The sequence below is a fragment of the Nitratireductor sp. GZWM139 genome (assembly GCF_030068685.1).
GTDB classification, from domain to species: domain Bacteria; phylum Pseudomonadota; class Alphaproteobacteria; order Rhizobiales; family Rhizobiaceae; genus Nitratireductor; species Nitratireductor aquimarinus.
Genome location: NZ_JAMQML010000015.1, coordinates 1 through 20251, shown reverse-complemented (window position 1 = coordinate 20251; position 20251 = coordinate 1). Strand labels below are relative to the sequence as shown.

Below are 20251 nucleotides of genomic sequence, written 5' to 3'. Positions count from 1 at the left end.
GGTCAGGCGTTGCCTATGAGCATGCCTGCGGCAAACACCAGCGCGCCACCGAGCACCACCTGGAAGGTGGCGCGGCTCCACGGGGTTTCCATGTAGCGGTTCTGGATCCAGGCGATTGCCCAAAGCTCGACGAACACGATGATGAAGGCGATGATCGTCGCGGTCCAGAAATGCGGGATCAGATAGGGCAGCGCGTGGCCGAGACCGCCCACCGTGGTCATGATGCCGGTGGTGATGCCGCGCTTGATCGGCGAGCCGCGACCCGAGATCACGCCATCGTCCGACGCAACTTCGGTGAAGCCCATGGAGATGCCTGCGCCGATGGAGGCGGCGAGACCGACCAGGAAGGTCTGCCAGGTGTCGCCGGTGGCGAAGGCGGCGGCGAAGATGGGCGCCAGCGTGGAGACCGAGCCGTCCATCAGGCCGGCAAGGCCCGGCTGGACATAGGTCAGAACGAACTGTTTGTGCTCTGTCTGGTCTTCCTCGGCGCGCTCGTCTGCGCCCAGATGTTTTTCCGAAAGCCGGTGCGCCAGCGATTCATGCGCCTTTTCTGCAGCGGCAAGGTCGCCAAGCAGCTTGCGGATGCCTGCATCCTCCGTGCGCTTGGCCGCTTCCACATAGAAGCGGTGCGCCTGGTCTTCCATCTGCTCTGCCTGCGCACGCACCTTCTCCAGTCCCAGCGGACGCACCAGCCAGTCGGGTTTGCGCTCGTAATAGCCGCGCACATGCTCACGACGGATCAGCGGAATGCGCTCGCCGAACCGTGCGCGGTGCGCCTCGATCAGCGCGGCGCGATGTCCGTCCTCTTCCTTCGCCATTTCCTCGAACACGGCAGCAGAATGCGGAAAGTCCTCGCGCAGACCGTCCGCATAGGCGCGGTAGATGCGCGCATCATCTTCTTCCGACGAGATGGCGAGAGCGAGAATTTCCTGTTCAGTCAGCGATGAGAAGGAGCGGCGGGAGGAACCTAAGAAGCGAGAGAGCATTGTCCGGGCAATCCATTGTTTAGAATTATTCTAATTTAAGAACCAAGTGCGCCCGCGTCAACGCTCATGGCTTATTCAGTCATAACCATTCGCTTGGCACAGAGCATCGGACCGAAAAACGGGAACCGGTTTTCGGATGAATCCGATGCTCAATCATAAGTGTGGATCGTCCCTTGTGCGTCCAAACGGACGCACGGCGATCCAGAGCATCCGACCGAAAACGGGACCCGGTTTTCGGACGAATCCGATGCTCAATCATAAGTGTGGATCGTCCCTTGTGCGTCCAAACGGACGCACGGCGATCCAGAGCATCCGACCGAAAACGGGAACCGGTTTTCGGACGAATCCGATGCTCAATCATAAGTGTGGATCGTCCTTTGTGCGTCCAAACGGACGCACGGCGATCCAGAGCATCCGACCGAAAACGGGAACCGGTTTTCGGACGAATCCGATGCTCAATCATAAGTGTGGATCGTCCCTTGTGCGTCCAAACGGACGCACGGCGATCCAGAGCATCCGACCGAAAAGTGGAAGCCGGTTTTCGGGTGAAGCCGATGCTCGATCAAAAGCTCAGATCAATCGAGCGTCCGGCGGAAACGCAGCAGAGCAAACCCGGCATAGATGAAGATGAACAGCACCAGAATGCCCGTCTCGAAAGCGATGGCCGGCAGGTCAGCTCCCTTCAGCATCACTGCGCGGATCACGCGCAGAAAATGGGTGAGCGGGAAGATCTCGCCAAGCCACTGCGCCCACTCCGGCATGCCGCGAAACGGGAACATAAAACCGGAGAGAAGGAGCGATGGCAGGAAGAAGAAGAAGGTGAGCTGCATGGCCTGCATCTGCGTGCGCGCCACGGTGGAGATCGTGTAACCGAGCAGAACCAGCGACAGCACGAAGATCAGCACCGCCACCAGAAGCAGCCACAGGCTGCCCACGAAGGGCACGCCGAACAGCAGCTTCGCCGCCCCCAGAATGACGGCCACCTGCACGGCGCCCACGACGAGATAGGGCAGCACCTTGCCCAGCATGATCTCCAGCGGGCTGGCGGGCATGGCGAGCAGGTTTTCCATCGTGCCGCGTTCGCGCTCGCGCGTCAGCGCGATGGAGGTCATCATCACCATGGTCATCTGCAGGATGACGCCCAGAAGACCGGGCACGATGTTGTACTGCGAGAGCCCTTCGGGATTGTAGCGGCGGTGCACGATGACCTCGAGCCGGTCGGCGGGCTTTGCCTCGGAGGCGGGCACGCCACGCTCGCGCAGAAGCGCCTCGGCGGCGACCGTGCCCAACGTGGAAATGGCCCCGGAGGCAACCGATGGATCGGTGGCATCGGCCTCAATGAGGATTTGCGGACGCTGCCCCCGGTCCACCCGGCGCGCAAAGTCCGACGGGATGGTGACGACAAACACCACCTCACCGCTCGCCATCAGATGCTCGGCCTCTTCCGCGCTGCCCACCACATGGTCGAAGCGGTAATAGTCCGTATTCTCCAGCGCAGAGACCATGGCCCGGCTGTAGTGATCCTGGCTCAGCGAAACGAGCGCCGCCGGCAGGGCCTTCGGATCGCTGTTGATCGCATAGCCGAAAAGCACGAGCTGCATGAGCGGAACGCCGAGCATCATCCCGAAAGTGATGCGGTCGCGCCGCATCTGGATGAACTCCTTGATGAGCAGCGCCATGAGACGGCCAAGGGAGAAGATGCGGTTCATTGCATGTTGTCCGTCGAATTGGCCATGAACTGGATGAAGACATCCTCAAGACTGGTCTCGCCGCGCGAAACGGTCACGCCGTCGCGCCCTTCAAGGCCGGCCAGCGCAGCCTTGAGCGCGGCTTCGTCCGAGCCCACCACGTGCAGGCTCGCGCCGAAGGGCGCAACCTGCTCGACGCCCGGCCGCTGCCGCAGTTCGGCGGCGAGCTGTTCGAGTTTCGGCCCGTCCACCAGATAGGTGACAAGCCCCGCATCCCGCACCACGTCCGCCACCGTTCCGGTGGCCAGAAGCGTGCCGTAGGAGATGTAGGAGATGCGGTGGCAGCGCTCGGCCTCGTCCATGTAGTGGGTCGAGACGAGAACGGTCAGACCGTCGGCGGCAAGCCGGTGGATCTCGTCCCAGAACTCGCGGCGCGCCTTGGGGTCGACACCCGCTGTCGGCTCATCGAGAAGCAGGAGCTTTGGCTGATGCATGATGCAGGCGGCCAGCGCCAGCCGCTGTTTCCAGCCGCCGGAAAGCGTTCCGGCAAGCTGGTTGCGGCGCGAGGTGAGGCCCAGATCCTCCAGCGTGCGATCCACATGCGCACCGACCGGTTTCAGATCGTAAAGCCGGGCGACGAAGGCCAGGTTCTCGGCAATGGTGAGGTCTTCATAGAAGGAGAAGCGCTGCGTCATGTAGCCGACCTCGCGCTTGATCCTGAGCCCCTCGCTCCGCAGATCGTAGCCGAGCACCGTGCCCTCGCCCTCATCCGGGGTCAGAAGCCCGCACATGATGCGGATCGTCGTTGTCTTGCCCGAACCGTTGGGTCCGAGAAAGCCAACGATTTCCCCTCTGGCGACCTGCATGGTCACCTGGTTCACGACGGTCTTGTCGCCGAACCGCTTGACGAGACCGTGGACGTCGATGGCGTTCATTGCGCGTCTGCCTTGAGGCGCACATCGACGATCTGCCCCGGCTGAAGACTGCGGGCATCCCCCTCCGGTCGCGCCTCAATGAGGTAGACGAGTTTCTGCCGCGTCTCGAGCGAATAGATCACCGGCGGCGTGAACTCCGGCTCGGGCGAGATATAGGAAATGCGTGCGGTCAGCCCCGGTGCGCAGCCATCGCAATTGACCGCCAGCAACGCGTCCGGCTGCACGCTGGAGAACGCGGCTTCCGGCACATAGACCTTGAGCTTCACCTCGCCATCCGGCAACAGCGAAACCACCGGCGCGGAGGGGCCGGCCACATCTCCGGCATTGCGGATCACGTCATCGATGCGGCCAGCGGCTGGGGCCTTGATGGCGCGTTCGGAAAGACGCCATTGCGCCTGTTCCAGCGCCGCTTCCATCTGATCGCGGCGCTTGGCTGCGGCCTTGATCGCCTCGGCGCGGGCCGGCAGGCGGGCAACGGCCAGATTGGCCTCGGCCTGGCCTATGCGCGTGTCCGCCAGCTCCTTGGCCGTCTTCGCCTTGTCGAGCTCGGCCTGCGCGGCAATGCCCCGGCGAAACAGGTCCTGCGTGCGCGAGAGCACGCGCCCGGCTTCCGCCGCCTCGGCATTGGCGGACGAAAGCGCAGCTTCCAGAACGGCGATCTCTTCCGGGCGCTTCGCCTCCTGAAGGTCGGCGAGATGCGCCTCCGCTTCGGCCAGCCCCGCCTCGGCCTGACGCACGGCGATCCGCGCATCCGTCTCATCCATCATGGCGACGGTCGCGCCCGCCTCAACGATTGCGCCGCGCCGCACGGGCACCGCGCTCAGCTGGCCGACCTCGGTGGGCGCAAGCAACACATAATCGCCTTCCACATAGCCGACGGCCAGCGGGGCCTCGCCACTGCAGCCGGACAGGAAACCTGCCAGAATAGGAATTGCGCAAAGCATGCTCATGACTTTGTTTCCTTGTCGCGCGTCTGCGCGGTCAGAATGGCTTCCAGATTGCTGCTGGCGATGGCTGTGATGGCTGCAGCCTCGCGGCTGCCGATATCGCTCCACCCCATGCGCCGCTGCACCGCCTCGCTGGCGATGCGGAAATAGACGAGCTGCCCGATCAGCGTGAAAACGGTGAGCTTCGTCTCGTCACTCTCCGCCGACCGGCCGGTGGCCGCTTCCCACACCTGGCAGAGGCGTGTGTGCACCGGCGCGAAAACACCGTCATAGATGCGGTCGAGCGCAACGGTGGGATGGGCCAGTTCCCGAAGAACGAATTTGACGATCAGGCCCGCTTCGGGCCGCGCGGCGATGAAGCCCGTCATGGTTTCGAGAACCCGCATCAGGATGGCGCGCGCTGCGGCCGGATCGAGCTGCCCCGTCGCCTCGGACGGCACATCGAGAGCGCTGCCCGCGATGCCGCCGACCAGCTCGACGATGTGATCCGCACAGGCCGCGCGCAGCCCCTCCTTGCCGCCGAAATGGTAGGAGATCGAACCGATATTGGCCCCGGCCGCGCTCGCGATTTCCCGCGTCGTTGTGCCGTCATAGCCCTTCTCGCCAAACAACTTCAGCCCGGCCTGAATGAGCGAAAGCCGCGTGTGCTCTGCCGAAGAAAGACGCGCACCAGCGCCCGGCAAATCATGATTGCCCTGTTTCATGCATCAAATTTAATCAAACGATTGAATAAAGTCAAATTGTTGCTGCACCGTCGAAAGAGGAAACCACGACGCCCGCCCTGCACGAGAACACCACCCGATCGCCACGCATCTGTTCCGGCGAGAAAGGACGACCAAACATTTGACGGAGCATGGGAAGAACTGAGAACCGGATTCCACTTTTCGGTTTGATGCTCTAGGGTCTGCAACGTCGAATGGTTCGCCCCATGAGCGAACCGGATAATGCTGCTTGATTGGCGGACGGGAGCGCATGAGCGAACAATCCAGCACCCTGCTCGACCGGCTCGGCCGGTTTCTGGCGCGGCGACTGCAGAGCGAATCCTCAGGCTATCAGCCCTACACCCCGTCCGACCCGGAAACCCTGCACCGCACCCTGCAGCCCGGTGACATTCTTCTGATCGAGGGCAACCAGCGCATCTCGGCAGCGATCAAGTATCTCACCCAGTCCACCTGGAGCCATGCCGCGCTCTATGTCGGCGACGCGCTGCCCGAGCCGGAAGACGGCTCCGAGCGGCCACGCCTCGTGGAGGTCATTCTCGGTGATGGCTGCATCGCCGTGCCGCTTTCAAAGTACAAGACCTACAACACCCGCATCTGCCGGGCGAGCGGCCTCACTCCGGATGACCGGAACGCCATCATTGACTTCATGGTCGGCAAGCTCGGGCTGCGCTACGACATGCGTAACATCTTCGATCTGCTGCGCTATTTCATGCCCACGCCACCCGTTCCGGTGCGCTGGCGGCGACGCATGATCGCGCTCGGCTCGGGCGATCCCACCCGCGCCATCTGCTCGTCGCTCATTGCCCAGGCCTTTCAGGGCGTGCGCTATCCGATCCTGCCGGAAACGGTGAAAGCCAAGGGGCACGCCTCGGCGGAGTCGGCCTATTCACGGCGCGAGATCCTGCATATCCGCCATCACAGCCTGTTCACGCCACGCGATTTCGACCTTTCGCCCTACTTTGCCATCGTCAAGCCGACGCTCACTTTCGGCTTCGACTACAAGACGCTCAACTGGGCCGAACGCAAGGACGACCAGGCGGCTGAAGAGAACGGAAACAGCTGATGGAGCTTCACGCAGCGCTGGCGCTTCTGTTCCTCTGCTTCACCGCCTATTCACTGGTCTCACGCAGGCTCGAAGCCTCGGTCCTTTCCGGCCCGATGCTTTTCACCGCGCTGGGCTACGGCTTCTTCGAGGCAGACAGCAACCTCACCGCCGCGCTCGGCAATTCCATTGTCGAGTTCCTCGCCACGGCAACGCTGGCGATCATCCTGTTTCGCGATGCGGCCAATATCCGAATTTCCGGCGTCATGGTGGAGCGCGCCACCGCGCTTCTGTCTGCGCGGCTTCTGTTCATCGGCATTCCGCTCACCATCCTTGCCGGCACGCTGGCCGGCATGGCGCTGTTCCCCACGCTGGGCCTGTTCGGCGCGCTGGTTCTGGCCATCGTTCTGACCCCCACCGATGCAGCGCTGGCGCAGCCCGTTTTCGGCAATGACGGATTGCCGGAAGTGGAACGCGAGGCGCTCGATGTGGAGAGCGGGCTGAATGACGGGCTGTGCCTGCCCCTGCTTCTGATCGCACTTGCTCTTGTGGCCGACACAGGCAGCGGCCAGGGCATGGCGGGGCATGCAACCTTCTTCGTCAAGCAGGTGGTATTCGGGCCGCTGGTCGGTCTGGCGGTCGGCTATCTGGGTGCGGTCGCCAGCGAGTTTGCGCTGCTGCGACGCCTTTCCAACCCGGCAGGACGCACCCCGATCATGGTCACGCTCGCGGGCCTTGCCTATCTCGCAGCGGAGCTGACCGGCGGCAATGGCTTCCTCGCCGCCTTCTCGGCCGGCCTTGCCTTTGGCTGGCGCCTGCCCGCGCACACGGTCGCCGGCATGAGCAATTTCGCCATGACGGAAGGATCGATCCTCACCAATCTCACCTTCCTCCTGTTCGGTGCGGCGCTGTTGCCGCAGGCCTTCGAGACACCGCTTCTGCCCGGTCTCATCTACGCAGCCCTCAGCCTCACAATTATCCGCATGGTTCCCGTGCTACTCGCCATGCTGGGAACCGACACGACCCTGCGCGCGCGCCTCTTTGTCGGATGGTTCGGCCCGCGCGGGCTTGCCTCCGTGCTCTACCTCATCCTCGTCGTCGACCAGTCAGGTTTCGACGCCGCCAGCGCCATCACCGACATCGCGGTTTTCGCCATCCTTCTGTCGGTCGTGCTGCATGGCGCGAGCGCGCCCTTCGCCAAACGGGTGTTCTTCCCGAAAACCGACTGACCGCGTTCAACCCGCGCTCCGCAAGATGTGACCGGCCCGCGCCTCGCCGTAAGGCAGCACGGGGCCTATACTCCCCGCCATGCTGTCGCCGGGCTGCGGCCTGCAACCCGGCCAATCCGGGAGGTCAGAAAATGACTGGTTTTCACGTCATGGCCGGAACCGACAAGACACTCACATTGCCGGCCGTTCGAAAGATCACCACGTCGGATGTGATCGACGCGCTTGGACGCGGGCTCGACGACTTCTGGCAGAAGCCATCGCACTATGCGTTTCTCTGCCTCATCTATCCGCTGGTCGGTGTGGTTCTCATCTACTGGGCGTCGGGCGCAAATGCGCTGCCGCTCCTGTTCCCGCTCGTCTCGGGCTTTGCCCTGCTTGGCCCGTTCGCGGCACTCGGCCTCTATGAGATCAGCCGGCGGCGCGAAGCCGGGCTCGATACATCCTGGCGGCATGCATTCGACGTGCGCAGATCACCGGCCATCCCGTCCATTGTGGCGGTCGGCGCGATGCTCTTTGCGATGTTCATAGCGTGGCTTCTCGTCGCGCAGGGGCTTTACACGCGCCTGCTCGGTCCCGAACCGCCGACATCGATGACGCATTTCCTCGAAACCCTGTTCACGACAGATGCGGGCTTCATGCTTCTGCTGCTTGGCAATGCCATCGGCTTCATCTTCGCCCTTGTGGTGCTGATCACCACGTCCATTGCGTTTCCGATGCTGCTTGATCGCGATTGCGGCGCCGTGGCCGCCATCATCACATCCGTGCGGGCGGCGAGCACCAATCCGGTGCCCATCGCACTCTGGGGCCTGCTCGTTGCAGGCGCACTGCTTGTGGGATCGCTGCCGCTCTTCGCGGGCCTCGCCGTGGTCATGCCGATCCTCGGCCACGCGACATGGCATCTCTATCGCAAACTGGTTGCGGAGTGAGAGACGCGCTTACGGGCAGGCGGTCTGCCCGTTGCCGCCGGACACCGTGGCGCAGAGATTGGCGGCCATCTTGTTGAGCGCGCCAACCAGAACCCTGCGCTCGTCCTCGGCCATATCAAGAAGCGCTTCGTCATAGACAGACGTGCTGATCTGCCGAATGCTGTCGCAGGCTTCACGCGCTTTCTGGGTGATGTGGATCATGCGCACGCGCCGGTCCATTCTGCCCGCTCGCCGCACCACCCAGCCATTCTCGGCCATGCGGTCGACCATGCGCGAAACGCTGATCGGCTCCACTTCCAGAAACTCGGCCAGCCGCGCCTGCGGCACGCCGTCTTCTTTCATCAACCGGAACAGAAGTCCCCACTGAGCGGATGAAAGTCCGTACTCGTTGCCCTTCTCCTGAAAGCGCCGGCGCATCAATCGCGCGACGTCATGGATCAGGAGGCCGAGTTTGTGTCTGTCTGGATCGCTCATCCCGAGCATATATGGTGGGCGCGCCGTCGGTACAATAAGAGGCCTCATTTTCCGAAAAGCGCACTCTGCCGCTGCATACGCTGCAATCTGCCATCGCAATATGCTTGTCGAAAATGAGGCCGCCTGCTAGAGCCTGCGACATGACGAACACGCCACTTTCCCATATCCGCAACTTTTCCATCGTCGCGCATATCGACCATGGCAAGTCGACCCTTGCCGACCGGCTGATCCAGATGACGGGTTCGCTGGCCGATCGCGAGATGAAGGATCAGATCCTCGACTCGATGGACATCGAGCGTGAACGCGGCATCACCATCAAGGCCCAGACCGTGCGCCTCGAATATGATGCGCGAAACGGCGAGCACTATGTGCTGAACCTGATCGACACGCCCGGCCACGTGGACTTCGCCTATGAAGTCTCGCGTTCGCTTTCGGCGTGCGAGGGTTCGCTTCTCGTGGTCGACGCCAGCCAGGGCGTCGAAGCGCAGACGCTGGCCAATGTCTATCAGGCCATCGACAACGATCATGAGATCGTCACCGTTCTCAACAAGGTGGATCTGCCCGCAGCCGACACCGAGCGCGTGAAAGAGCAGATCGAAGAGGTGATCGGCCTCGACGCCTCCGACGCGATCCCGATTTCGGCGAAGACCGGCGTGGGCATCGACGATGTTCTGGAAGCCATCGTCACCCGCCTCCCCGCACCCGAAGGCGGCGACCGGGAAGCCCCGCTCAAGGCGCTGCTGGTCGACAGCTGGTACGACGCCTATCTCGGCGTGATCGTGCTGGTGCGCGTGATCGACGGCAAGCTCAAGAAGGGCCAGACCATCCGCATGATGGGCACCGACGCCAAATATCCGGTGGACCGGGTTGGCGTGATGACCCCGAAGATGGTGATGGTGGACGAACTTGGCCCCGGCGAGATCGGCTTTATCACGGCTTCGATCAAGGAAGTGGCCGACACCCGCGTCGGCGATACGATCACCGAAGACAAGCGCCAGACCACATCGCCCCTGCCGGGCTTCAAGCCGGCGCAGCCGGTGGTGTTCTGTGGCCTGTTCCCGGTCGATGCCGCAGACTTCGAAGACCTGCGCGCCGCCATGGGCAAGCTGCGCCTCAACGACGCTTCGTTCTCGTTCGAGATGGAAACCTCTGCGGCGCTCGGCTTCGGCTTCCGCTGCGGCTTCCTCGGCCTTCTGCATCTGGAGATCATTCAGGAGCGGCTTGAGCGCGAGTTCAATCTCGACCTGATCGCCACCGCGCCTTCCGTGGTCTACCGCATGAACCTCACCTCCGGTGACCAGGTGGAGCTGCACAACCCCGCCGACATGCCGGACATTGTGCGCATCGACACGATCGAGGAGCCGTGGATCAAGGCGACGATCCTGACGCCGGACGATTATCTCGGCCCGATCCTCAAACTCTGCCAGGATCGTCGCGGCATCCAGACCGACCTCTCCTATGTCGGCAAGCGCGCCATGGTGACCTACGAGCTGCCGCTCAACGAAGTCGTGTTCGACTTCTATGACCGGCTCAAATCCATCACCAAGGGCTATGCCAGCTTCGACTACCAGATCATCGGATATCGCGAAGGCGATCTGGTGAAGATGTCGGTTCTCGTCAATGAAGAGCCGGTCGACGCGCTCTCCATGCTGGTGCACCGGCAGGCTGCCGAAAAGCGCGGCCGCGCCATGTGTGAGAAGCTCAAGGAGCTGATCCCCCGCCACATGTTCAAGATCCCGATCCAGGCTGCCATTGGCGGCAAGGTGGTCGCGCGCGAAACCATTTCGGCCATGCGCAAGGACGTGACGGCGAAGTGTTACGGCGGCGACGTGACCCGCAAGCGCAAGCTGCTCGAGAAGCAGAAAGAGGGCAAGAAGCGCATGCGCCAGTTCGGCAAGGTGGAGATTCCGCAGGAAGCCTTCATCCAGGCGCTGAAGATGAGCGACTAGATCGCCGTGCGTCCATCAGGACGCTCGAAGGACGATCTACGGTCAGGCGGGAACGCCTGACACCAGAAATGCGATGAGACCCGCTGGCGAAAGCCTGCGGGTCTCACGCTTGATGCCACCTGTGCGGGCTGCCCCGCCACCCGTACCCGGCGGCATCGTCCGGGTGTTGGTGATCAGAGGGTGGCGCTTCAACGCGCCTTGAGCCGGAAGCCCCCGCCATTGCATTCCACGATCTGCTTGCCGGCCATCTGGTAGGCCGAGTCCCAGGAAACCTGCACCTGTTTCGGGCAGCCATTGTAGGACTTGTTGACCAGGTTCACGCTGCCCTGCGGCGTGTTGGCGGTGATCTTCACCAGCTTCAGCCCCTTGGCGCTGCTGATCGTACAGACCACATGATTGGGAATGGAGCAGTTCATGGCGGGACCAGCCATCTGCGGGGCCAGTGCAAACTGGCCGGCGACGCCTGCCGTCGGCAGACCGGTTGCAGTGATCATGGCAAGCGATGCGGCGACCATGGTGAAGCGACGTGCGTTGAACGAATAGGACATTTTGTTTCTCCAGTAGCGTTTTTCAGAAGGAGCATTCGCGCCCCGGATCGCCGTGCGTCCATACGGACGCACAAGGACGACCTAAGCTCTTGATGGAGCATCGGAATTATCCGAAAACCGGTTTCCACTTTTCGGTGCGATGCTCCAGCATTCGTCAGTCGCTGCACGCTGGAGAAAGGTTCATAAAAAAAATCAGGCTGCACCCAAGGCCACTTCGCTATCGCCGTTCAAGCTCCGGGTTCCTGTGATAGCCCGGACCGATCGTGAGCGGCTTTTCCGGAACAACCGTATCGGTAATCTGGCTCGCATAGCTGTGCTCTTCCTGCCAGAGCAGGGTGGTCTTCGTACGATCATAGACCCGGATCTCGACGCGATAGGGCTTCTTCGCTTCAACCCCGCGAACGGGCGGGGTCCGCAATGCGTAGCGATCCGTCATCGTGCTTACGCGCTCGGAAACCACCAGCGGCGCACCACCCGCCGGATCCTCGAACGTCGCTTCGATGATCGACCCGCTGGCGAGCGGGCGCACCACCTGTGCCGTGAAACCGTAGAAGATTTCGGCCTCGCGATAGTTGAACATGAACCCGCCGCCGAGGATTTTAAGGTAGGGCGCGTCGGCAGGGTCCTCACGCGTGAACCAGCCCACCGCGAACAGCACCGCACACAGCGCCAGCGCCGCGATGATGATGTTCCTGAAGGAAAAGGCTCGCATCGCCAGCCTCCGTTCTGGCCCCGACTGGCCGATCATCCCGCGAAACAGCGCGCGTGTCGACAAGTGCGATCCGGGCCGGCGACTGCTTCCTCGCAGCACAAAAGAAAAACGGCGCGGATCTCTCCGCGCCGTTTCAAAAGCGTTCTTCTCGCAATGCGGTCAGATGTCGAGATTGGCCACCGAAAGCGCATTGTCCTGAATGAACTCGCGGCGGGGCTCCACCTCGTCGCCCATCAGGCGCGAGAAGAGCGAATCCGCGTCGGTGGCGTCCGTCACCTTCACCTGAAGCAGCGAACGCGCATCCGGGTCGAGCGTCGTCTCCCAGAGCTGCTCGGCATTCATCTCGCCCAGCCCTTTGTAGCGCTGCATGGTGAGGCCCTTGCGCCCCGTGGCGAACACGGCGTCGAGCAACGCCATCGGCCCGCTGATGACCTCGGACTTGTCCTTGCGGCGCAGCATCGGAGACTTGGTGTAAATCTCCTGCAGGCGCTCGGTGTAGCGATCAATGGCGCGCGCATCAGCCGACGCAACAAGCGCTGAATCCAGCACCACCACTTCGCGCACGCCGCGCACGGTGCGCTCGAAAAGATATCCGCCAGCGCCCTCATTGGAGGGATTCACCCGGCCTTCCCAGCCGCGTTCGATGTCTTCGGAGATCATGTCCAGACGTTCGGCCACCTTCTGTGCGGCCTCGGCTGCCCTGCCCGGATCGGCCAGCACCGCCGCATTGAGCGCACCGGCAATGGCCGCCTGCTCGACAACGGAACGGCTGTAGCGTGTGTGCAGGCCATTGATGAGCTGGCGCACGCCGCGTGCATCGTCGATGACCTGCTTGAGGTCCTGCCCGCCACGCACTTCGCCATTGGACAGTTCGAGCGTTGCTTCCTCAAGACCGGAATTGATCAGGAACTCCTCGAACGCCGCTTCGTCCTTGATGTACTGGACGGACTTGCCACGCGTCACCTTGTAGAGCGGCGGCTGGGCGATATAGAGGTTTCCACGCTCGATCAGCTCCGGCATCTGCCGGAAGAAGAAGGTCAGGAGCAGCGTGCGAATGTGGGCGCCGTCGACGTCGGCGTCCGTCATGATGATGATCTTGTGATAGCGCAGCTTGTCAGCGTTGAACTCGTCCTTGCCGATGCCGGTGCCGAGCGCCGTGATCAGCGTGCCGATCATGTCGGACGACAGCATGCGGTCGAAGCGGGCGCGCTCCACATTGAGGATCTTGCCGCGCAGCGGCAGGATCGCCTGGTTCTTGCGCGACCGGCCGGATTTGGCCGAACCGCCAGCGGAGTCACCCTCGACGATGAAGATTTCGGACTTCGCCGGATCGCGTTCCTGGCAATCGGCCAGTTTGCCCGGCAGCGAGGTGATGTCGAGCACGCCCTTGCGGCGCGTCAGCTCGCGCGCCTTGCGGGCTGCCTCACGCGCAGAGGCCGCTTCCACCACCTTGCCGATCAGCGTCTTGGCTTCCGTCGGATGCTCTTCGAACCATGTGCCAAGCGCCTCGTTGACGAGGCTTTCCACCACGGGGCGCACTTCCGAGGACACGAGCTTGTCCTTGGTCTGTGACGAGAACTTCGGGTCCGGCACCTTGACCGAGAGAACGGCCGTCAGGCCTTCACGGCAGTCATCGCCCGTGAGCGAGACCTTTTCCTTCTTGGTCAGGCCGGAACTGTCCGCATAGCCGGTCACCTGGCGCGTCAGCGCGCCACGGAAGCCGGCCATATGCGTGCCGCCATCGCGCTGCGGGATGTTGTTGGTGAAGCACAGCACGTTCTCGTGGTAGGAATCGTTCCACCACATCGCCACTTCCACCGTGATCCCGTCCTTCTCACCGCCAATGGCGATGGGGGCTTCGATCAACGGCTTCTTGGCGCGGTCGAGATATTTCACGAACTCCACGATGCCGCCGTCGAACAGGAATTCCTGGCTCTTCTCGTCGGCATGGCGCTTGTCCGTCAGCAGGATGCGCACACCGGAGTTCAGGAACGCGAGCTCGCGCAGGCGGTGCTCCAGCGTGTCGTAGTTGAACTCCGTCATGGTGAAAGTCTCGGGCGAAGGCATGAAGCTCACTTCCGTGCCCGTCTCACTGCCCGCATCGCCCGTAACGGCCAGCGGCGCATCGGCAACGCCATGCGAGAAGCTCATCTCGTGGATCTGGCCCTTGCGGCGGATCTTGAGCTTCAGCTTGGTGGAAAGCGCGTTCACCACGGACACGCCCACGCCGTGCAGACCGCCAGACACCTTGTAGGAGTTCTGGTCGAACTTACCGCCCGCGTGCAGCTGCGTCATAATGACCTCGGCCGCCGAGACCCCCTCTTCCGCATGCATGTCGGTGGGAATGCCGCGGCCATTGTCCGTGACGGTGACGAAGCCGTCAGCGGTGAGCGTCACGGTCACCAGCGTGGCGTGACCGGCAAGCGCCTCATCGATGGCGTTATCGACCACCTCATAGACCATGTGATGCAGGCCGGAGCCGTCATCCGTGTCGCCAATATACATGCCGGGGCGCTTGCGAACAGCGTCCAGCCCCTTCAATACCTTGATGGATTCCGCGCCGTATTCGGCCTGTTCGCCTGGGAGAGTTTCGGGCGTGTCGCTCATCAAATTCTTTCACTCAGGAGCCCGGAGGGACCCCCCTGTAGGGCATGGGAAAAACGCGCTGCGAATCAGTCAGCGCTTACTGACAAAGATATAGGCGTTTCATGGCTTTTTTCCAAGTTTTCGGGCCATTTCGGGCTGGGGATGACGGCTTGCGCCGCGACATGTTCATCTTGTTGCCCCATCGCCCTTTGCCTTTGGCGCGAAACCGACTATGTAGCCCCTGAGAAATCGGAGACCGAGGCAAATGGCAACGATCAGCCAGAACCCTAAGCTCATCACCATTTTTGGCGGCTCAGGCTTTGTCGGCCGTCATCTGGTGCAGGCGCTCACCAAGCGCGGGCATCGTGTGCGCGTTGCCTGCCGCAACCCCAATTCGGCGATCCACCTGCAGCCGCTTGGCAATGTGGGACAGGTGCAGGCCGTGCAGGCAAACCTGCGCAACCGCGCCTCCATCGACCGGGCCGTTGAAGGGGCAGACCATGTGATCAACCTGGTCGGCATCCTCTATGAATCCGGCCGTCAGTCCTTCGACGCCGTGCAGAATTTCGGCGCGCGCGCCGTCGCGGAGGCCGCCCGTGCAGCCGGCGCGAAGCTGACGCATGGCTCCGCCATCGGCGCCGACCTGAATTCCGACTCCGACTACGCCCGCACCAAGGCGCTGGGCGAGCAGGCGGTTCTGGAGACCGTGAAGGATGCGGTGATCATTCGCCCCTCCATCGTGTTCGGTCCGGAAGACGACTTCTTCAACCGCTTCGCCAATCTGGCGCGTTTCTCGCCCTTCCTGCCGCTCATCGGCGGTGGCGAGACGAAGTTCCAGCCTGTCTATGTGGGCGATGTGGCCGAAGCCTATGCCCGCTCCGTGGACGGCGATCTGGAAGGCGGCCAGATCTATGAGCTGGGCGGCCCGGAAGTGCTTTCGTTCCGCGAATGCCTCGAAGAGATGCTGGAAGCCACCTACCGCAAACGCTGGTTCGTTTCCCTGCCCTGGTTCGTGGCGCGCATTCAGGCCCGCATTCTCGGCCTTCTGCCCAAGCCGATGCTGACGCTCGATCAGGTGAAGCTTCTGAAGTCCGACAATGTCGTTTCCGAGGAGGCGAAAGCCGCCGGCCGCACGCTCGACGGGCTCGGCATCCAGAAGCATTCGCTTGCAGCCATCCTGCCCACCTATCTGTGGCGTTATCGCCCGGCAGGCCAGTTCACCCGCAAGCAGTTCCTCTAGAGCTCGGTCATTCCGATGCTACATCAGGGAAATGGATTGTCCTTTGTGCGCCCGAATGGGCGCACGGTGATCTAGGACCTGTTGTTGGGCGGCTGGGAGACATTTCTGCCTGACACGCTGGGAGCGCTCCCGGCGCTTCTCCTTATCATCGCCAGCTTCTTCACTTCGGCGCTGACAGCCGCTTTCGGCGTCGGCGGCGGGGTGGCCATGCTGGCGCTGCTCGGCCTCTTCATTCCGGTCGCAGCACTCATCCCCGTGCATGGAGCCGTCCAGCTCGGCTCCAACACCGGGCGCGCCTGGCGCCAGCGCGCGCATATCCGCTTTTCCATCGCCGCACCATTCATTCTCGGCAGCCTGATCGGCGCCGCCGTCGGGGCGTATTTCGTCGTGCAGCTGCCCGACGCGCTGCTGAAGCTCGTTCTGGGCGTGTTCGTCATCGCGGTTACCTGGACAAAGATCCCCGGTGCGGCCCGCCTCGGCCATGCCGGCCTTGCCTTCGGCAGCGCCGTTCTGGCGCTCGCAACCATGTTTGTCGGCGCGACGGGACCACTCCTGTCCGCCTTCTTCGCGCAGATCATTCCCGATGACCGCAAGGCGCTGGTCGCCACCCACGCCGCCGGCATGACCGTGCAGCACGCACTGAAGGTCGTCGTGTTTGCCGTTGCGGGGTTCGCCTTCTGGCACTGGCTGCCCTTCATCGCCCTGATGATCGCCTCGGGCTATCTTGGAACCCTCTATGGCAGCCGTCTTCTGGAGAAAATGCCGGAAGAGACGTTCCGGCGCTGGTTCAGGATCGGCCTGACCCTGCTCGCACTGGACCTCATCCGACGCGGCCTGATGGGGATGGTGTAAGGGGTTTTCCATTTGGCTGGCCGGGTGGCGCCCCGGTGCCTTTCTCCGGTGAGGCTTGCGCCATACACCTCCCCACCTCGTCATCCTATGGCTTGACCATAGGATCCATGCCATTGCGACGCCCCGGCACCGGCGCGGAAAACGATGCGCAATCTTCAGAGGCTGCGGTTCACCCCAAACGTTCCGGCATGGATCCTCGGATCAAGTCCGAGGATGACGAAGGAGCGGAAGGGGGCATCCGTCTTTGCCGTTACAGGTTTCACCTGCTGGCAGTCATAGGGGACATGCTCAAACCCCACTCGGGCCACCTTAAGCAGATCGGGCAGATACCCATCCCCACCTCGTCATCCTATGGCTTGACCATAGGATCCATGCCATTGCGACGCCCCGGCACCGGCGCGGAAAACGATGCGCAATCTTCAGAGGCTGCGGTTCACCCCAAACGTTCCGGCATGGATCCTCGGATCAAGTCCGAGGATGACGAAGGAGCGGAAGGGGGCATCCGTCTTTGCCGTTACAGGTTTCACCTGCTGGCAGTCATAGGGGACATGCTCAAACCCCACTCGGGCCACCTTAAGCAGATCGGGCAGATACCCATCCCCACTTCGTCATCCTATGGCTTGACCATAGGATCCATGCCGTTGCGACGCCCCCGGCACCGGCGCGGAAAACGATCCGCAATCTTCAGAGGCTGCGGTTCGTCCCAGACGTTCCGGCATGGATCCTCGGATCAAGTCCGAGGATGACGAAGGAGCGGAGGGAAGGAACAGCGGAGGGGAGGGGGAGCCGGGCGTGGATGTCGGGCTTCCCCCAACCGGACTAACGCGGTGGCGTGCCGTTCTCGGCCAGAACCTCACCGATCAGGTAGAGCGAGCCGCAGATGAGAATGCGTGGCGGCGGCTCGGTGCCGTCGCGACCGGCATCAAGCGTGTCATGCAGGAGCTTCAGCGCATTGGCCACCGAGTGCACCGGCTCGGCGGAAAGCCCCGCCTCCATCGCCCGGGCAGCCAGTTCGGCATTCGGCACGCCGGCATCACTTGCCGCCACCGGAACCGTGTAGACATGGCGGGCCATGCCCTCGAAAGCGCGGAAATATGCCGTCTGATCCTTGGTGTTGATCATGCCGGCAATCAGGAAAAGCGGGCGCGGCGAGCGATCCTCTTCAGACGCGAGCGCTTCGGCAATCGCCTCACCCGCGCCGGGATTGTGACCGCCATCAATCCAGATTTCTGAGCCCTCGGGGGCCAGATCTGCCAGCGGGCCGGCCTCGAGCCGCTGCAAACGGCCAGGCCACACAACGCGTTCCATGGCCGTTTCCGCCGCGCGCAGATCGACGGGGAAACCCGCTGCCTTGACCGCCGCGATGGCGGCGGCGGCGTTGGCGATCTGATGCCGTCCGGTGAGCCGGGGCAATGACATGTCAAACAGACCGTCATTGTCCTGATAGATCATGCGGCCATTCTCTTCGAAAGCGAGGAAGTCCTCGCCATAGACGGTCAGCGGACAGGTAAGCCGCTCAGCCGTATCGACGAGCACTTCGCGCGCGGCGTCGAAGGGCTGCTGTCCGACCACGACAGGACAGCCGCGTTTGATGATCCCGGCCTTCTCGGCCGCGATCAACTCCACCCGGTCGCCCAGATAAGCCTCGTGATCGAGCGAGATCGGCATGATGAGGCTGGCCGCAGGGCGGGGAATGACATTGGTGGCGTCGAAACGCCCGCCCAGACCGACTTCGACAATGGCCACATCCGCCGGATGCTCGGAAAAGAGCACGAACATCACCGCCGTAAGGATTTCAAAGACGGTGATCGCCTCGCCGCCATTGGCCTCGGCGACCCGCGCCACGGCATCGGCCAGAACCGCGTCTTCGACAAGCCTGCCGCCGCCCTCTGCCCCGATCCGGTAACGCTCGTGCCAGTTCACCAGATGCGGCGAGGTGTGGACGTGAACCACCCGCCCCGACGCCTCCAGCACGGCGCGCGAAAAGGCCGTTGCCGAGCCCTTGCCATTGGTGCCCGCCACATGAATGACGGGCGGCATGTTGAGGTGCGGGTTGCCCAGCCGCTCGAGCAGGCGCGTGACGCGCTCGAGCGACAGGTCGAAGCCCTTGGGATGGAGCGAAAGCAGACGCTCGATTTCCCGCTCGGCAGAAAGAGTGGTCATTGCAGTCCTGTCCGAAGAAGGATGGGGTCTCGGCCGGCGACAGCCAGTCTGGCTCAGGCCTTGGGCTGCTCGGCTTCTGCCTCGGGCGCAGCGTCCGAAACGGCCTCGGCCTCTTCAACCACAACCTCTTCGACGATTTCCGGCTTGGCCTCGACCTTCTCCTTCAGGAGAATTTTAAGGAGCCGCGCAATGGTCTCGCGCATTTCCAGACGCGAAACCACCATGTCGACCATGCCGTGGTCGCGCAGATATTCAGCCCGCTGGAAGCCTTCCGGCAGCTTCTCGCGAATGGTCTGCTCGATCACGCGGGGGCCGGCGAAGCCGATCAGCGCACCCGGCTCTGCGATATGGACATCGCCCAGCATGGCGTAGGACGCCGTCACGCCGCCGGTGGTCGGGTTGGTCAGCACGACGATGTAAGGCAGGCCCGCTTCCTTCAGCCGGTCCAGCGCAACCGTGGTGCGCGGAAGCTGCATCAGCGAGAGAATGCCTTCCTGCATGCGCGCGCCGCCCGAAGCAGCGTAAAGCACCAGCGGCAGCTTGCGCTCCACAGCCGTCTCGAAGGCGCGGACGATCGCTTCACCGGCAGCCATGCCGAGCGAGCCGCCCATGAAGGCGAAGTCCTGAACGGTTGCCACCAGCTCCAGACCTTCCACGCGGCCAACACCGCTCAGCACGGCGTCTTCCATGCTGGTCTTGGCCTTGGCGTCACGCAGGCGGTCGGTGTAGCGGCGCTCATCGCGGAATTTCAGCGGGTCGATCACGACCTTCGGATTTTCCAGAACCGCGTATTCGCCATCGTCAAAGAAGGACTTCAACCGCTCGCGAGCGGAAATCTTCATGTGATGACCGGAGGAGGGAATGACCCAGAGATTGTCTTCCAGATCCTTGTGGAAGACCATTTCGCCACTCTCGGGATCCTTGATCCAGAGGTTCTCCGGCATTTCCCGACGACCGAGCATCGAGTTGATCTTCGGCCTCACATAGCTGGTGATCCAGTTCATTCCATTTGCCTTCTTTTCTTCTGGATACTGAGAATGCGCCGTCTATCGGGCAACAGCAAGGCGCGCTTCCCGCACGCCGTCCGCAAGCCCCTTGACGAGGGTCGCAACGGCCTCGGCGGGGTCTTCGATCCTGTTGCCATCGGCGTCGTAACACTGTGCGATGGTCGCAACGATGGCGCTGCCGACGACAACACCGTCCGCGACCTCGCCAATCGCCCGCGCCTGGCGCGCCGTCTTCACCCCGAACC

Annotated in this window: 18 protein-coding genes; 6 read left to right on the top strand and 12 right to left on the bottom strand. The window is 62.8% G+C overall.

All coding sequences use genetic code 11. From position 1 onward, the window contains the following. Positions 1-2: 2 nt before the first annotated feature. From mbfA to NDI72_RS17135, 5 genes are all read right to left on the bottom strand, one after another. Positions 3-986, bottom strand: coding sequence for an iron exporter MbfA (mbfA, locus tag NDI72_RS17155; protein ID WP_113153711.1), 984 nt, complete (start codon positions 984-986; stop codon positions 3-5). Between the two features lie 575 nt (positions 987-1561). Beyond that, positions 1562-2695 (bottom strand): ABC transporter permease, encoded by a 1134-nt coding sequence (locus NDI72_RS17150; protein ID WP_206546528.1) that lies wholly within the window; start codon positions 2693-2695, stop codon positions 1562-1564. Continuing rightward, positions 2692-3609, bottom strand: coding sequence for an ABC transporter ATP-binding protein (locus tag NDI72_RS17145; protein ID WP_283801122.1), 918 nt, complete (start codon positions 3607-3609; stop codon positions 2692-2694). The genes NDI72_RS17150 and NDI72_RS17145 overlap by 4 nt, the downstream gene beginning before the upstream one ends. Beyond that, the gene (locus tag NDI72_RS17140; protein ID WP_283801121.1) at positions 3606-4559 is read right to left on the bottom strand and encodes an HlyD family secretion protein; all 954 of its coding nucleotides are present in this window, start codon (positions 4557-4559) and stop codon (positions 3606-3608) included. Before NDI72_RS17140 ends, NDI72_RS17145 begins: the two co-directional genes overlap by 4 nt. Next, positions 4556-5260 carry a CerR family C-terminal domain-containing protein gene (locus NDI72_RS17135; protein WP_283801120.1) on the bottom strand — a complete coding sequence of 235 codons (705 nt, stop codon included), beginning with the start codon at positions 5258-5260 and terminating at the stop codon, positions 4556-4558. Before NDI72_RS17135 ends, NDI72_RS17140 begins: the two co-directional genes overlap by 4 nt. A gap of 268 nt (positions 5261-5528) precedes the next feature. Here NDI72_RS17135 and NDI72_RS17130 point away from each other — a divergent pair, with 268 nt between their 5' ends. From NDI72_RS17130 to NDI72_RS17120, 3 genes are all read left to right on the top strand, one after another. After that, the gene (locus NDI72_RS17130) at positions 5529-6341 is read left to right on the top strand and encodes a YiiX/YebB-like N1pC/P60 family cysteine hydrolase (protein ID WP_206546525.1); all 813 of its coding nucleotides are present in this window, start codon (positions 5529-5531) and stop codon (positions 6339-6341) included. Continuing rightward, the gene (locus NDI72_RS17125; protein WP_283801118.1) at positions 6341-7549 is read left to right on the top strand and encodes a cation:proton antiporter; all 1209 of its coding nucleotides are present in this window, start codon (positions 6341-6343) and stop codon (positions 7547-7549) included. Before NDI72_RS17130 ends, NDI72_RS17125 begins: the two co-directional genes overlap by 1 nt. A gap of 131 nt (positions 7550-7680) precedes the next feature. Next, positions 7681-8475, top strand: coding sequence for a DUF2189 domain-containing protein (locus NDI72_RS17120; protein WP_206546523.1), 795 nt, complete (start codon positions 7681-7683; stop codon positions 8473-8475). Positions 8476-8484: 9 nt separating this feature from the next. Here the strand turns inward: NDI72_RS17120 and NDI72_RS17115 are convergent, their stop codons facing one another. Next, positions 8485-8949, bottom strand: a complete 465-nt coding sequence (locus NDI72_RS17115) for a MarR family winged helix-turn-helix transcriptional regulator (protein ID WP_206546522.1) — start codon at positions 8947-8949, stop codon at positions 8485-8487. A 140-nt stretch (positions 8950-9089) separates the two neighbouring features. Between NDI72_RS17115 and lepA the strand changes: the two genes are divergently transcribed. After that, positions 9090-10898 carry a translation elongation factor 4 gene (gene lepA, locus NDI72_RS17110; RefSeq protein WP_113153702.1) on the top strand — a complete coding sequence of 603 codons (1809 nt, stop codon included), beginning with the start codon at positions 9090-9092 and terminating at the stop codon, positions 10896-10898. A gap of 188 nt (positions 10899-11086) precedes the next feature. Here the strand turns inward: lepA and NDI72_RS17105 are convergent, their stop codons facing one another. The 3 genes from NDI72_RS17105 to gyrB all read right to left on the bottom strand — a co-directional run bounded on the left by NDI72_RS17105 (position 11087) and on the right by gyrB (position 14765). After that, complete coding sequence (locus NDI72_RS17105) at positions 11087-11446, bottom strand: hypothetical protein (protein ID WP_206995728.1); 360 nt, start codon at positions 11444-11446, stop codon at positions 11087-11089. 217 nt (positions 11447-11663) lie between these two features. Continuing rightward, positions 11664-12158 carry a hypothetical protein gene (locus NDI72_RS17100; RefSeq protein WP_283801116.1) on the bottom strand — a complete coding sequence of 165 codons (495 nt, stop codon included), beginning with the start codon at positions 12156-12158 and terminating at the stop codon, positions 11664-11666. Between the two features lie 159 nt (positions 12159-12317). Continuing rightward, positions 12318-14765, bottom strand: coding sequence for a DNA topoisomerase (ATP-hydrolyzing) subunit B (gene gyrB, locus NDI72_RS17095; RefSeq protein WP_113153699.1), 2448 nt, complete (start codon positions 14763-14765; stop codon positions 12318-12320). A gap of 244 nt (positions 14766-15009) precedes the next feature. Here gyrB and NDI72_RS17090 point away from each other — a divergent pair, with 244 nt between their 5' ends. Continuing rightward, positions 15010-15984 (top strand): complex I NDUFA9 subunit family protein, encoded by a 975-nt coding sequence (locus NDI72_RS17090; protein ID WP_113153698.1) that lies wholly within the window; start codon positions 15010-15012, stop codon positions 15982-15984. Positions 15985-16068: 84 nt separating this feature from the next. Beyond that, positions 16069-16836 carry a sulfite exporter TauE/SafE family protein gene (locus tag NDI72_RS17085; protein WP_113153697.1) on the top strand — a complete coding sequence of 256 codons (768 nt, stop codon included), beginning with the start codon at positions 16069-16071 and terminating at the stop codon, positions 16834-16836. Positions 16837-17655: 819 nt separating this feature from the next. On the opposite strand, the gene NDI72_RS17080 is transcribed toward NDI72_RS17085, so the two are convergent. The 3 genes from NDI72_RS17080 to NDI72_RS17070 form a co-directional block, all read right to left on the bottom strand. Then, on the bottom strand, positions 17656-18999 hold the full coding sequence (locus NDI72_RS17080) for a bifunctional folylpolyglutamate synthase/dihydrofolate synthase (RefSeq protein ID WP_206549103.1): 1344 nt from the start codon (positions 18997-18999) through the stop codon (positions 17656-17658). Between the two features lie 53 nt (positions 19000-19052). After that, positions 19053-20003 (bottom strand): acetyl-CoA carboxylase, carboxyltransferase subunit beta, encoded by a 951-nt coding sequence (accD, locus tag NDI72_RS17075; RefSeq protein WP_206546516.1) that lies wholly within the window; start codon positions 20001-20003, stop codon positions 19053-19055. Positions 20004-20045: 42 nt separating this feature from the next. Continuing rightward, a partial coding sequence (locus NDI72_RS17070; RefSeq protein WP_283801113.1) for a tryptophan synthase subunit alpha occupies positions 20046-20251 on the bottom strand: 206 nt, incomplete at its 5' end.

Coding starts and splice junctions, on each gene's coding strand:
- mbfA (WP_113153711.1), bottom strand. CDS start 986: ATGCTCTCTCGCTTCTTAGGTTCCTCCCGCCGCTCCTTCTCATCGCTG.
- NDI72_RS17150 (WP_206546528.1), bottom strand. CDS start 2,695: ATGAACCGCATCTTCTCCCTTGGCCGTCTCATGGCGCTGCTCATCAAG.
- NDI72_RS17145 (WP_283801122.1), bottom strand. CDS start 3,609: ATGAACGCCATCGACGTCCACGGTCTCGTCAAGCGGTTCGGCGACAAG.
- NDI72_RS17140 (WP_283801121.1), bottom strand. CDS start 4,559: ATGAGCATGCTTTGCGCAATTCCTATTCTGGCAGGTTTCCTGTCCGGC.
- NDI72_RS17135 (WP_283801120.1), bottom strand. CDS start 5,260: ATGAAACAGGGCAATCATGATTTGCCGGGCGCTGGTGCGCGTCTTTCT.
- NDI72_RS17130 (WP_206546525.1), top strand. CDS start 5,529: ATGAGCGAACAATCCAGCACCCTGCTCGACCGGCTCGGCCGGTTTCTG.
- NDI72_RS17125 (WP_283801118.1), top strand. CDS start 6,341: ATGGAGCTTCACGCAGCGCTGGCGCTTCTGTTCCTCTGCTTCACCGCC.
- NDI72_RS17120 (WP_206546523.1), top strand. CDS start 7,681: ATGACTGGTTTTCACGTCATGGCCGGAACCGACAAGACACTCACATTG.
- NDI72_RS17115 (WP_206546522.1), bottom strand. CDS start 8,949: ATGAGCGATCCAGACAGACACAAACTCGGCCTCCTGATCCATGACGTC.
- lepA (WP_113153702.1), top strand. CDS start 9,090: ATGACGAACACGCCACTTTCCCATATCCGCAACTTTTCCATCGTCGCG.
- NDI72_RS17105 (WP_206995728.1), bottom strand. CDS start 11,446: ATGTCCTATTCGTTCAACGCACGTCGCTTCACCATGGTCGCCGCATCG.
- NDI72_RS17100 (WP_283801116.1), bottom strand. CDS start 12,158: ATGCGAGCCTTTTCCTTCAGGAACATCATCATCGCGGCGCTGGCGCTG.
- gyrB (WP_113153699.1), bottom strand. CDS start 14,765: ATGAGCGACACGCCCGAAACTCTCCCAGGCGAACAGGCCGAATACGGC.
- NDI72_RS17090 (WP_113153698.1), top strand. CDS start 15,010: ATGGCAACGATCAGCCAGAACCCTAAGCTCATCACCATTTTTGGCGGC.
- NDI72_RS17080 (WP_206549103.1), bottom strand. CDS start 18,999: ATGACCACTCTTTCTGCCGAGCGGGAAATCGAGCGTCTGCTTTCGCTC.
- accD (WP_206546516.1), bottom strand. CDS start 20,003: ATGAACTGGATCACCAGCTATGTGAGGCCGAAGATCAACTCGATGCTC.